At 65.7% G+C, this 12,391-nt stretch carries 14 protein-coding genes, 1 tRNA gene and 1 other RNA gene; 6 read left to right on the forward strand and 10 right to left on the reverse strand.

Annotated features, from left to right (window positions below):
* Window positions 1-29: 29 nt before the first annotated feature.
* The 4 genes from fabD to CIW53_RS13985 all read right to left on the reverse strand — a co-directional run bounded on the left by fabD (window position 30) and on the right by CIW53_RS13985 (window position 2,981).
* On the reverse strand, window positions 30-977 hold the full coding sequence (gene fabD, locus CIW53_RS13970; RefSeq protein WP_149365334.1) for an ACP S-malonyltransferase: 948 nt from the start codon (window positions 975-977) through the stop codon (window positions 30-32).
* Window positions 978-1,113: 136 nt separating this feature from the next.
* Window positions 1,114-2,088: a beta-ketoacyl-ACP synthase III gene (locus CIW53_RS13975; RefSeq protein WP_149365335.1), complete on the reverse strand. Its 975-nt coding sequence runs from the start codon at window positions 2,086-2,088 to the stop codon at window positions 1,114-1,116.
* Window positions 2,089-2,224: 136 nt separating this feature from the next.
* Window positions 2,225-2,419: a 50S ribosomal protein L32 gene (rpmF, locus tag CIW53_RS13980; RefSeq protein WP_149365336.1), complete on the reverse strand. Its 195-nt coding sequence runs from the start codon at window positions 2,417-2,419 to the stop codon at window positions 2,225-2,227.
* A gap of 82 nt (window positions 2,420-2,501) precedes the next feature.
* A complete protein-coding gene (locus CIW53_RS13985; RefSeq protein ID WP_149365477.1) occupies window positions 2,502-2,981 on the reverse strand; it encodes a YceD family protein in 480 nt (159 codons plus the stop codon).
* A 183-nt stretch (window positions 2,982-3,164) separates the two neighbouring features.
* On the opposite strand from CIW53_RS13985, the gene CIW53_RS13990 reads away from it, so the two are divergent.
* From CIW53_RS13990 to CIW53_RS14015, 6 genes are all read left to right on the forward strand, one after another.
* Entirely contained in the window at window positions 3,165-3,620 is a 456-nt protein-coding gene (locus tag CIW53_RS13990; RefSeq protein WP_149365337.1) for a hypothetical protein, read from the forward strand.
* Window positions 3,617-4,216, forward strand: coding sequence for a Maf family nucleotide pyrophosphatase (locus tag CIW53_RS13995; RefSeq protein WP_149365338.1), 600 nt, complete (start codon window positions 3,617-3,619; stop codon window positions 4,214-4,216). Before CIW53_RS13990 ends, CIW53_RS13995 begins: the two co-directional genes overlap by 4 nt.
* 76 nt (window positions 4,217-4,292) lie before the next feature.
* Entirely contained in the window at window positions 4,293-5,225 is a 933-nt protein-coding gene (locus CIW53_RS14000; protein WP_149365339.1) for a MoxR family ATPase, read from the forward strand.
* A complete protein-coding gene (locus tag CIW53_RS14005) occupies window positions 5,225-6,175 on the forward strand; it encodes a DUF58 domain-containing protein (protein WP_149365340.1) in 951 nt (316 codons plus the stop codon). Before CIW53_RS14000 ends, CIW53_RS14005 begins: the two co-directional genes overlap by 1 nt.
* Complete coding sequence (locus CIW53_RS14010) at window positions 6,172-8,151, forward strand: DUF3488 and transglutaminase-like domain-containing protein (protein ID WP_149365341.1); 1,980 nt, start codon at window positions 6,172-6,174, stop codon at window positions 8,149-8,151. Before CIW53_RS14005 ends, CIW53_RS14010 begins: the two co-directional genes overlap by 4 nt.
* A 46-nt stretch (window positions 8,152-8,197) precedes the next feature.
* Window positions 8,198-8,794, forward strand: coding sequence for a Slp family lipoprotein (locus tag CIW53_RS14015; RefSeq protein WP_149365342.1), 597 nt, complete (start codon window positions 8,198-8,200; stop codon window positions 8,792-8,794).
* A gap of 67 nt (window positions 8,795-8,861) precedes the next feature.
* Here CIW53_RS14015 and CIW53_RS14020 read toward each other — a convergent pair whose 3' ends face one another.
* From CIW53_RS14020 to CIW53_RS14045, 6 genes are all read right to left on the reverse strand, one after another.
* The gene (locus CIW53_RS14020) at window positions 8,862-9,206 is read right to left on the reverse strand and encodes a histidine triad nucleotide-binding protein (protein ID WP_149365343.1); all 345 of its coding nucleotides are present in this window, start codon (window positions 9,204-9,206) and stop codon (window positions 8,862-8,864) included.
* 17 nt (window positions 9,207-9,223) lie between these two features.
* Complete coding sequence (gene recR, locus CIW53_RS14025; protein ID WP_149365344.1) at window positions 9,224-9,826, reverse strand: recombination mediator RecR; 603 nt, start codon at window positions 9,824-9,826, stop codon at window positions 9,224-9,226.
* A gap of 110 nt (window positions 9,827-9,936) precedes the next feature.
* Window positions 9,937-10,260, reverse strand: a complete 324-nt coding sequence (locus tag CIW53_RS14030) for a YbaB/EbfC family nucleoid-associated protein (protein ID WP_149365345.1) — start codon at window positions 10,258-10,260, stop codon at window positions 9,937-9,939.
* Window positions 10,260-11,945, reverse strand: coding sequence for a DNA polymerase III subunit gamma/tau (gene dnaX / locus CIW53_RS14035; RefSeq protein ID WP_149365346.1), 1,686 nt, complete (start codon window positions 11,943-11,945; stop codon window positions 10,260-10,262). The genes CIW53_RS14030 and dnaX overlap by 1 nt, the downstream gene beginning before the upstream one ends.
* An 81-nt stretch (window positions 11,946-12,026) precedes the next feature.
* Window positions 12,027-12,123, reverse strand: an RNA gene (gene ffs / locus CIW53_RS14040) — signal recognition particle sRNA small type.
* A gap of 78 nt (window positions 12,124-12,201) precedes the next feature.
* Window positions 12,202-12,291, reverse strand: a tRNA-Ser gene (locus CIW53_RS14045).
* Window positions 12,292-12,391: the final 100 nt, after the last annotated feature.

The following is a 12,391-nucleotide window of genomic DNA, read 5'->3' on the forward strand; positions in this document are numbered from 1 at the left end:
CCTTCGGGTGATTTTCCGTAAACGTACGCTTACGCCCATTCGGTGCGGGCGGCTTCCAGGTCGGCCGGCGCTCCGATCGCGCGTGCCTCGATGTTCTTGTCGATACGCTTGATCAAGCCGGCCAGCACCTTGCCCGGACCGCATTCGGCAATGCGCGTGGCGCCGCCGGCGGCCAACGCCTGCACGCACTCGGTCCAGCGCACCGGCAGATACAGCTGCCGCTGCAACGCACCGCGGATCTCCTCGACGCTGCCGTAGCTTCGTGCTTCGGCATTCTGGATCACCGGAATCGAGGGCGGCTGCCAATCGATCGAAGCCATCCGCTCGCCCAGCCGGTCGGCCGCCTCGCGCATCAAGGCGCAATGCGACGGCACCGACACGGCCAGCTTGATCGCCTTCTTCACGCCCAGCTCGGCAAGCCTCGCCAGTGCGCGATCGACCGCCTCGGCGTTGCCGGCGATCACCAGCTGTCCCGGAGAATTGAAGTTGGCCGGCGACACCACCTGGCCCTGCGCCACTTCCTCGCACACCGAGGCGATCTGTGCATCGTCGCCACCGAGGATCGCCGCCATCGCGCCGACGCCGGCCGGCACCGCCGCCTGCATCAACCGGCCGCGCTCGGCCACCAGCGCCGCCGCGTCATGCAACGACAGAGCGCCGGCGCATACCAGCGCGCTGTACTCGCCCAGACTGTGGCCGGCCAGCTGCACCGGCTGCGCGCCGCCGAGCTTCTGCCACACCCGCCATACCGCAACACTGGCTGCGAGCAAGGCCGGCTGGGTGTTCTCGGTGCGGTTGAGCTGGTCTTCCGGTCCTTGTGCGCTCAAGTGCCACAGATCGAGACCGGCGCCCTGGGAGGCCTCCTCAAAGGTCGCCTGCACCTCGGCATGCGCGGCGGCCAGTTCGGCCAGCATGCCGACCGATTGCGAACCCTGGCCGGGAAAAACAAAAGCGAGCGAAGCGGACGGTGAACTCATGGATACGCGAATTCCATCGACGAAAACCGACATGGTGCCAGCATCACCGCCCATACGCAGCTGTATCCGCCTGGCGCGGCCAAAAGCACGATGCCGCCCGAAGGCGGCATCGTGGAGAAACCCGAATCATCGTGGCTCAGTAGCGCAGCAGTGCCGAGGCCCAGGTGAAACCGCCGCCGAACGCTTCCAGCAGGAGGTTCTGGCCGCGCTGCACCTTGCCCGAACGCACCGCATAGTCCAGCGCCAGCGGGACCGAACCGGACGAAGTATTCGCATGCTTGTCGACCGTCACGATCACCCGCTCCATCGACATGTTCAGTCGCTTGGCGGTCGCCTCGATGATGCGCAGGTTGGCCTGGTGCGGGATCAGCCAGTCGATCTGCGACTCGTCCATGCCGGCGGCCTGCAGGGTCTCGCCGACCAGCGCGTCGAGCGTCTTCACTGCGACCTTGAACACCTCGCGGCCGGCCATGTTGATGCGCACGCCGTGGTTCGGTTCGTCCTTGAAACCGACCGATACGCCGACCGGGTTGTACAGCAGATGCTTGTAGCCGCCATCGGCGTGCAGGCAGGTGGCGTAGATGCCCGGTTCGTCGGAGGCTTCCAGCACCACCGCGCCGGCACCGTCACCGAACAGCACGCAACTCTGGCGATCGGTCCAGTCGACCATCCGTGTCAGTGTTTCCGCGCCGATCACCAGCACCTTCTTCGACTGCCCGCTGCGAATGAACTTGTCGGCAATGCCCAGCGCATAGACGAAGCCCGAGCAGGCGGCATTGACGTCGAATGCTGCGCAGCCGTTCGCGCCCAGGCGATGCTGCACCAGACAGGCGGTGGACGGGAAAATGATGTCCGGCGTAGTGGTGCCGAGGATTATCAGGTCGAGTTCGGACGCCTTGACGCCCGCCGCTTCCAGTGCGCGCTGCGCGGCAACGAAAGCCAGGTCGCCGGTGGTCTCGCCGTCAGCGGCAATGTGGCGTTGGCGGATGCCGGTGCGGGTGTGGATCCACTCGTCACTGGTGTCGACGATTTTTTCGAGATCGGCGTTGGTTACCACACGCTCGGGCAGCGCGCTGCCGGTGGCGATGATGCGGGCGTAGATCTGGGCCATTCAACTATCCGTCGGAGAAAACAGTGGATCGAACGCCGAACGTTACGGTCTGGCGTCTCTGAACGCAAAACGGCGCGTCGCCGCGCCGTCCAGCATGATCATCTGCCGGAAACCCCTGGGGGTTCCGCGGAACCGATCAATCCTCGACCGACACTGCGCCCTTGGTCTCGATCACCTTCTTGCCGCGATAGTAGCCATCCTTGGTGACGTGATGGCGCAGGTGCACCTCGCCACTGGTCGGATCAGTGGATAACTGCACGGTCTTCAGCGCGTCGTGCGCACGACGCATGCCGCGGGTGGACGGGGTACGGCGGCTCTTGGCAACTGCCATGGTAGTTCTCCAACTGAAACTTGATGATTGAAACTGGTGATCTGTTTCGACATGACCCGGATCGGATGAGCCGGGTCGGCGGTTACTTCTTCAGTTCGCGCAACACCGCGAACGGATTTTCGGAGTGCCCCTCGCCGGCATGCATCTGTTCCGGGTCGTGGCCTGTCACTTCATCGGGCAGGCTGCTGTCCGGGTTGACCGGAACCAGCGGCAGCGCCAACAGCAATTCGTCTTCAATCACATCGGCCGGACTCAATCGGCCATCCTCGGCCACCAGCAGCGGTTCGCAATCAGGCGGCAACCCGGCCTCGTCGCGCTCCAGTTTGATCAGGCCGAGCCGGGTGTCCACGGTGACCGGCAATGCAAACGGTTCCAGCGTGCGCTGACAAACCACCGTCAGAGAAGCTCGCGCACGAACGTCGACATAACTGATACCGAGACTGTCGCGCCCGAAATCCAGCTCGAACTGCACGTCGCCGCCGGTGTCTGCCAGCACTTCGCACAGGCGTGACAGGGTCGCGATGGGAAGCGCTCCCTCGAACGAACGCCGCGCCGAAACCATGCGCCAAGCGTCCACGGACTCTGGCAGTGTCACGGACATAATCGCGGAATGTTAGGTTCGAAACCGCCTCAAGTCAACCGGGACAGCGTCTGAATGGCCCAATCCCTGGCCGACCCCGCGTATTTTGCCTGATCCGGCCCCGATGCGGCAGACTGATTCCCTTCGCCGCCTGAGCCGCTGCCCTTGAACTTCTATCTGACGCTCGGTACAGCCGTACTGCTGGCGCTGCTGGTTGCCATCGTGATCACGGCGCTGCTGCTGCGCCGACGCCAGTTCCGGCGCGGCAACAGCCTCAACACCCTGCTTGATCTGGCCGACCGGCTGGAGGCCGATCTCAAGACGTGTCGATCCGGCCTGCAACAGGCGCACGCCGTGATGTCGCTCAACCCCGACCTGCCCGCCGCCAGCGAGCAGGATGCGCAGCACGCGATCGATGCCGGCTTGCGCGCGTTATTGCAGCAACGGCTGTGGATCCGCGATCGTTCGCCCCGTGCCAGCCAGCACGAACTGGATGAAGCGGCCACTTCGATGCGCAGCACGCGCGATCGCCTGAAGCCCCTGTTGCAGGCCCTCACCCAGGCCCAGAGCGATCTCAACAGCGCCATGCGCGAACACATCCGCCGCGAGTCGGATACATGAGTCCGAACGACCTGACGCCGCCCCGACTCGTGCTGGGCTCGACTTCGCGCTACCGCGCCGAACTTCTGCGCCGACTGGCGGCGGACTTCGAGCAATCCGCCCCGGGCACCGACGAGACGCCGCTGCCCGGTGAACTTCCGGCCCCACGCGCCCTGCGCCTGGCCATCGCCAAGGCGGATGCCGCGTCGAACGGCTGGTTCAACGCGCTGGTGATCGGCTCCGACCAGGTGGCCGAGCTGGATGGACGGATCCTCGACAAGCCCGGCACGACCGAATGCGCCCGTGCCCAGCTCGCCGCCAGCTCCGGCCGCGACGTGAGTTTCCACACGGCGTTGTGCCTGCTTGATACCCGCGATGGCCGCCGGCATACCCATGTCGATCACACCCGTGTGCGTTTTCGCGAATTGACGGCAACGGAAATCGCCCGTTATGTCGAACGCGAACAGCCGCTCGACTGCGCAGGCAGCTTCAAATGCGAAGGCCTCGGCATCAGCCTGTTCGAGTCGATCGACAATCGCGACCCGAGCGCGCTGATCGGGCTTCCTCTGATCGCACTGGCGAGCATGCTGCGCGCGGCCGGCGTCGCACTGCCGTAGGGTGCGCAGCGCCAGTTACACTGGTTGGAAGCGCGCAGCATGATGCGCGATCTGCCACCGAGGAAACCGCGCTGACATGACCGAGTCCAACGATGAATCCCTGCGGCAGCGTCTGGATGCCGCGATGGCGCAGGTCAATCGCGTACTCCTGGGCAAGCCGCGACAGGTGAAGTTGGCGTTCACCTGCCTGATCGCCGGTGGTCACCTGCTGCTGGAGGACGTGCCCGGCGTGGGCAAGACCACCCTGGCGCACGCCTTGGCCGCCACCTTCGCACTGGAATTCCAGCGCGTGCAATTCACCAGCGACCTGCTGCCGTCGGACATCATCGGGGTCAGCGTATACGAGCGCGAAACCGGCCAGTTCCGTTTCCATCCCGGGCCAATCTTTACCGGCCTGCTGCTGGCCGACGAGATCAACCGCGCCAGCCCGAAAACGCAAAGCGCGTTGCTCGAAGCGATGGCCGAGGATCAGGTCACCGTGGACGGCCAGACCCATGCCCTGGCGCAACCGTTCTTCGTGGTCGCCACACAGAACCCGCTGGACCTCAACGGCACCTTCCCGCTGCCCGACTCGCAACTCGACCGCTTCATGTTGCGACTGTCGCTGGACTATCCGGACGCGACCGCCGAACGCGCCCTGCTTACCGGCTCGGACCGGCGCGACCTGCTGGCCAGGCTGACCCCGCAACTCGATGTCACCGCCCTGCTCGCGCTGCATCAGCAGGCACAGTCGATCACCGCCAGTACCGCGTTGCTCGATTACCTGCAGGCGCTGCTGTCGGCCAGCCGTCGGCACAACGAGATCCGCGTGGGCCTGTCGCCGCGTGCCGGCCTTGCGCTCCTCGGAGCGGCACGAAGCTGGGCGATGCTCAGCGGCCGCACGCATGTATTGCCGGAAGACATCCAGGCGCTGTTCGTGCCATTGGCGGCGCACCGCCTGCTGCCGGCGCGGGGCGCCAATGGGGATGCGCTGGCGCGCCAGTTGCTGGCCGAGGTCGCGGTGGATTGATGCGAGAAACGCTGCAGTCGTTGCAACGATGGGCCGAGCGCCGGCTGCCTGCGCTGACTCGCTATCGTCGCCCCGAGAAGCTGCCGATCGAACTGCATCGGCGGCGCATCTATATCGTGCCGACCGCTTTCGGCCTCGGCTTTTCGGTGCTGCTTCTGGTGATGCTGATCGGCGCACTGAATTACGCCAACAACGCCGCGCTGCTGCTTACGTGCCTGCTCGGTGCGGCCAGCTCGGCCAGCATGCTGATCGCATTTCGCAGCCTCGACGGCCTGCGCCTGAGCCACATCCACGGCGGCCATGCCGTCGCCGGCCAACCCCTCGAGTTGACCTTGACGTTCGATTCCCGACGTCCGCGCAGTGCCATTCGCCTCGACCTCGGCGAGTGCCGCGTTGCGTTCGCGCCCGGCCCCGCCACCACTCAGGTAAAGCTGTCGTTGCCCACTGAAAAGCGCGGCTGGCAACCACTGCCACGCATGCGCTTGTGGAGCACATGGCCGCTCGGACTGTTTCGCGCCTGGAGCTGGCTGCATCCGGATCAGGCGGTACTGGTATGGCCGCGCGCGGAAGCTGCCGGGCCCCCACCCAAGGCGCCGGGCGACGACGCCCGCCACATGCAGTTACATCGTGGCGATGAACTCGCTGCGCTGCGCGATTACCATGCCGGCGATCCGCAACGGCATATCGCCTGGAAAGCCAGCGCGCGGCACGAAAACCTGCTGGTGAAGGATTTCGAGCAGCCGCAGAATCGCCCGCAATGGCAACTGGACTGGCGTCAGCTGGGCGGGATCGACAGCGAGGCGCGTATCGCCCGGCTGGCGCGCTGGTTGAACGAGGCACAGGCTTTGCGCTGCAACTACAGCCTGTGGTTGCCCGGCAACCACATCGCCAGCGGCAGCGGACCGCTTCACCATGCGCGCTGCATGAACGCGCTGGCGTGCCTGCCATGAGCGGCCTGCCACGCGGCCGATCCACCGAGCCGCCGATCGACTCCCGCGCATTCGACCTGCTGTGCCTGACCATGGCGCTGGTGCTGGGGCTGCATGCCATGCATCTGCCATGGTGGCTGGATCTCATGCTGGCACTCGTCCTTGGCTGGCGCTGGTGGCAGCGACGCCGACAGTCCGGCCACGTGCCGCGCTGGATCAAGCTGCCGATGCTGGTCCTGCTGACGCTGGCGGTGATAGTCAACTACGGCAACATCGTCGGCCGCGAGCCGGGTGCTGCACTGGTCGTCGGGTTGCTCGTCCTGAAATTGCTGGAAACCGAGAGCATCCGCGATGTCCGCGTCGGCGTCAGCTTCGCCTGTTTCGCATTGATGACCGCGTTGCTGTTCGATCAGGGATTGGTCGCCACAGCCGTGGTCGTGCTCGGCCTGCTGCCGGCACTGGCGACCCTGCGCGCGCTGGAACCGGCGCAAGCCCCAGGCAGCCTGCAACGCTCGCTGTTGCCTGGCCTGACCTTGCTGGCGGCAGCGTTGCCGCTGGCCCTGCTGGCGTTCCTGCTGGTACCGCGACTGAGTTCGCCGCTGTGGGGTGCGCCGTCGCGGGACCAGGCCACCACCGGCCTGAGCGACAGCATGACACCGGGCAACCTGACCGACCTGCTCACCAACGACAACCCCTCGATGCGGGTGAGCTTCGACGGCGCACCGCCGCCGCCTGACCTGCGCTATTTCCGTGCCTACGTGATGTGGACATACGACGGCCGCGGCTGGCACTACACGCCCACCCCGCCCACGACGGCGACGACGCCGGCACCGATCGACGTCGACCGCGCCATCGACTACCAGATCAGTCTGCAGCCCACACATCAGCGGGTGTTGCCGACACTGGATGTGCCGCTGGCGGCTCCCGCCCAGGCAAGGCTGCAGGCCGATCGTGAAGTATTCGCCGACAAACCGGTCAACGATCCGCTGAGCTATCGGCTGCGTTCGGCATTGCGCTATCGGCTGCAACCCACGCTGGACGATCGCTCGCGGCGCCTGGGTCTGCGCCTGCCCTCAGGCTTCAACCCCCGCACCCATGCGCTGGCAAGCCAATGGCGCCAACAGTACGGCGACGACGATGCCGCGATCGTGCGGGCGGCACTGGCGCTGTTCCACGACGGCGGCTTCAGTTACACGCTGGCCCCGGCCCCGCTGGGACGCGACGCGGTGGACGATTTCCTGTTCGGCACCCGCGAAGGTTTCTGCGAGCACTATTCGTCGGCCTTCACCGTGCTGATGCGTGCCGCCGGCATTCCGGCGCGGGTCGTTACCGGTTACCAGGGAGGCTACTGGAACGAGCTTGGCGGGTATCTGCTGGTGCGCTACTCCGATGCGCATGCATGGAGCGAGGTGTGGCTGGCCGGACGGGGCTGGGTCCGGGTCGATCCCACCGCTGCGGTACGCCCGGAGCGCGTCTCGCTGGGAGCCGCCGCGGCGGCTGGCGATCAGTTGGCCTGGTACCGGAACGACTGGCTGCAGGGTTTGCGCAATCGCTGGGACATTGTCAACCGTTGGTGGGACAAGGGCGTTATCGGTTTTGATGCCCTGCGCCAGCGCGGTTTGTTGACACCGTTCGGTGTCCGCAATACCGACACGGGAATGCTGGCAATACTGCTGGCTCTGGGCAGCTTGCTGTTTATCGCGGTCGGGCTGGCATGGGCGTTGTCGAAACGGCATTTGCGTGATCCCTTGCGGGCATCCCTGCGCGAACTGGAACAAAAGCTCGCCCGAAAGGGTGTCGCACGGACGGTCGGCGAAGGTCCGCGGCATTATCTGCAGCGTGCTGCCCGTGCATTGCCCATGCAACGCGACGAACTCGTCGCGCTGATGAGGAGTTACCTGGAGCTGCGTTATGCTCATGACGAACCGCCGCCTGAATCCTTGCGCACGTTTCAGCGCGCCGTGCGGAATTTTCGCCCTGTCGCCGTGGTCAAATAAGAGCCGAAGCGGAGGCGCATGCCTTCGCCATGATGGAGAAAGCCCCATGTCCCCGTACCGTCCAATCGCCGTCATCGCCGCATTCGCCCTGCTGGGCGGATGCGCGACGATACCCAAGCCGCTCGAAGGCGCCTACGCGAATGTATCCACCGCCAGTGCCCAGCAGGGTGGTGCCGGTGGAACCCGTGTGCGCTGGGGAGGTGAAATCATCAAGACCGAGCCGGGCCCGCAGCAGACCTGTTTCTACCTGCTGTCTCGCCCACTGGACAGCCAGGCACGCCCGGAGTCCGGCAACGCCGGGGAAAGCCAGGGGCGATTCGTCGCTTGCCGCGACGGCTTCTATGACCCGGAAGTATTCACGCGCGGACGCGAAGTGACCGTCACCGGCACCTTGCATGGCGCGGTATCGCAAAAGGTGGGCGACTATGATTACGCCTATCCGCGAGTGGAAGCCGACGTGGTTTACCTGTGGCCGAAACGCCCCGCCGTAGTTCGTTACCCGGCCGGTTTCTACGACCCGTTCTGGGGCCCCGGTTTCGGCCCGGGTTACTACGGGCCGTGGGGGCCGTGGGGCGACCCGTATTGGAACCGACCGCGGGTGATCGTGGTGCGGCCGGCACCACCGCCGCCGCCGCACAAGTAACAAGTAATCAGATGCGAAGACGCCGGCCTCGAGCCGGCGTCTTCGCATCTGCCTGGCGAGCCCTGCGTCAGCCCGGTGGCCAGTGCATGCGACGTCCGGCCAGCAGGTGCACATGCAGGTGGAACACGGTCTGCCCGCCATCCTCGTTGCAATTTATCACTGCGCGATAGCCGTTCTCGGCAAAGCCTTCCTGCCTGGCATAGGCCGCCGTGGCGAGCAGCAGCTTGCCAAGCAGTTCGGCATCCCCTGCGGTCGCGTCGTCGAGCGTGGCCAGCGGCTGCTTCGGAATGAACAACACATGCACCGGTGCCTGCGGATTCAGGTCGCGAAACCCCAGCACGTCATCGTTCTCGTAAACGATGTCGGCCGGGATTTCACGGCGGATGATCTTGCTGAAAATCGTGTCGCTCATGGATGTCTCCTCGCCCGTCAGTCGAGCAGTTGCCGCCCGCCGAAAGCGTGCGCCAGCGTGCTGCGATCCACATATTCAAGTTCGCCACCCAGTGGCACGCCATGCGCCAGCCGGGTCGGTCGCACGCCGCCGGCACGAGCCAATTGCGCCAGGTAGTGCGCGGTCGCCTCGCCTTCCACGGTGGGGTTGGTGGCAATGATCAACTCTTCGACCTCGCCCTCACCCAGGCGCTGTGCCAGTTGCGCCAACCCGAGCTCTTCCGGCCCCAGTCCATCCAGCGGCGACAGCCGGCCCATCAGCACGAAGTACTGCCCGCGATAGCCGGTGGCCTGCTCGATCGCCGCCAGGTCGGTCGGCGATTCCACCACGCACAGCACCTGACGGTCGCGACTGGAACTGGCGCACAGCGAACACAGCGGGTCCTCGCTGAAATTGCGACAACGCTCGCAATGGCCGATCCGCTGCATCGCCTGCTCCATCACGGCAGCCAGCTTCAGGCCACGCTCGCGCTCCCGCTCCAGCAGATGGAAGGCCATCCGTTGCGCACTCTTGCCGCCCACGCCGGGCAGGCAGCGCAGGGCTTCGATCAGTTCGGCGAGGAGTGGGGAGCCGGATGACATGGATGATCCGAGAAGTGAGTGAAGAGGAGTGAGAAGCGAGAGAAAAAGCGAAGAGCGGCAGGCTGATGCGCGCGCTCTCGCTTCTCACTCCTCTCCAATCACTCCTGCTTTCAGAACGGCATCTTGAAGCCGGCCGGGAGATTCATCCCGGCGGTAACGCCGCCGAGCTTGTTCTTGCTGACTTCGGCGACCTTGTTCACCGCGTCGTTGATCGCGGCGGCAACCAGATCCTCGGCCATCTCCGGGTCATCGGCAAAGGTCTGCCGGTCGATCTGCACGCGGCGCACTTCGTGCGCACCGGTCATCACCACGCTGACCAGGCCGCCACCGGCGTTGCCGGTGACTTCGAGCTTGGCGATTTCCTCCTGCGCGCGCTTCATGTCTTCCTGCATGCGCTGCGCCTGCTGCATCAGCTGGCCGATCTGTCCTCTCATCACATGGCTCCGGATTCGTTGTCAAAGGGTTTGATGGATTGCGGCACCACGCGCGCTCCAAAGTCGCGCTTCAGCGCCTGCACCAGCGGATCGTCCTCGATCGCCTGTTCGGCAGCTGCCTGGGCGCTGTCGCGTGCCTGCGCGGCGCGAGCCGCCGGCGTCTGCACGCCTGCCGCCTGGTCCTGGCTGACGAAACGCAGGCGGATGCGCTCGCCCAGCGCGTTGCCAACGCGTTCCTCCATCTGGCTGACCATCGGCTCGACCGCCATGCTCATGTGCGCCGGCTGCAACGCCAGCACCAGGGTCTGGCCATCACGCTCACGCAGCACGGCATTCTGCGCCAGCACGCTGAACGGACCACGCAAGCCGGCGCGCTCGATCAATGACTCCCAATCCGGCAAGCCATGGGCATCGCGCGCCACCGGAGCGGCGGCAACTGGCGCGGGAGTGGGTGTCGGTGCCACGCGCGGAGTCGGCGCTTCGGCTGCACGTGTCGGCGCAGCTGGCGACCGTGAAGCCTGCGCGTCCACCGCCGAGCGTGGCGCGGCCGACTGGCTGCTCGCCGACGGTCGCTCGACGCGTGCCGCCGATGAGCCATCGCCGGGACGGAACGCCAGCATGCGCAGCATAGCCATCTCGAAACCCGTTCGCGCATCCGGCGCCAGTGCAAGGTCACGGCGGCCGGAGGTGGCGATCTGGTAGTACAGCTGCACGTCTTCCGGCGTGATCCGCTCCGCCAGCGACGACAGGCTGCCGTCGTCCTCGCCTTCCTCGTCGGGACGATAGCCGGGAATCAGCTGGATCAACTGCAACCGGTGCAGCACGCTGGCGATGTCGTCCAGCACGCCGCCGAAGTCGGGCGAGTACGAGGCGATCTGCGTGCACTCGGCCAGCAGCCGCTCGCCGTCGCCGGCGGCCAGCGCATCAAGCACACCGAGCACCTGACCGCGCGCGACGCTGCCGAGCATGGTGCGCACGTCGTCCGCATGCAGCGCACCGCCGCCATAGGCGATCGCCTGGTCCAGCAACGACAGGCCGTCGCGTAGCGAACCGTCCGCGGCGCGGGCCAGCTCGCCGATCGCGCTGTCTTCATAGGCGATGTTCTCGGCACCGAGGATGTGCCGCATCTGGCCGGAGATCTGCTCGGGCAGCAGCCGCTTCAGGTTGAACTTCAGGCAACGCGACAGCACCGTCACCGGCAGTTTCTGCGGATCGGTGGTGGCCAGCAGGAACTTCACGTGCGGCGGCGGCTCTTCCAGCGTCTTCAGCAGCGCGTTGAACGCGTTCTTCGACAGCATGTGCACCTCGTCGACCAGGTACACCTTGAAGCGGCCGCGCGACGGCGCGTACTGCGCGTTCTCGATCACCTCGCGCACGTCGTCCACGCCGGTGTTGCTGGCCGCGTCGATCTCCAGCAGGTCGACGAAGCGCCCCTCGTCCACCGCCGTGCACACCGAACACTCGCCGCAGGGATCGGCCGACTGCCCGCGCTCGCAGTTCAGCGACTTGGCGAAGATGCGCGCGATGGTGGTCTTGCCGACGCCGCGGGTGCCGGTGAACAGATAGGCATGGTGCATGCGCCCGGTTTCGAGCGCATTGGTGAGCGCGCGCACCACGTGTTCCTGCCCGACCAGTTCGGCGAACTTGCGCGGGCGCCACTTGCGGGCGAGTACCTGATAAGACATGACTACCAACGTTGGGGCAAAGGTTGATTGTGCCAAGTCGCGGGGGGCAAGTCAGTAAAGCCTGCCCCAAAATGGCGGCGGCCCCGCCAGCCACACCCCGGCACCCGAACCATTCGCTACCGTTGCTTCCTTCCGGACCTGGCGGAGTTTGCGAACTATCGTCGCGGGGGGACCGACGGGGCCACCATGGACGTCAAGCAATAATGCTTGGTTTACTGCTGCGCCGGCCAGCAAGGCCGTCGCATGACTCGAATTCTGGCGGAGAGAGCGGGATTCGAACCCGCGATAGGTTTTACCCTATACACACTTTCCAGGCGTGCTCCTTCAACCACTCGGACACCTCTCCGTATAACTTTTTCGCACCACGCTCACCGAGCGGGATTGTTCGGCTCATCCTGAGCCTCACCCCTCACTGGCGTTCGGAACTTCTCTGGCGGCTGTCCTTG

The sequence above is a fragment of the Rhodanobacter sp. T12-5 genome (assembly GCF_008329435.1).
GTDB lineage: Bacteria > Pseudomonadota > Gammaproteobacteria > Xanthomonadales > Rhodanobacteraceae > Rhodanobacter.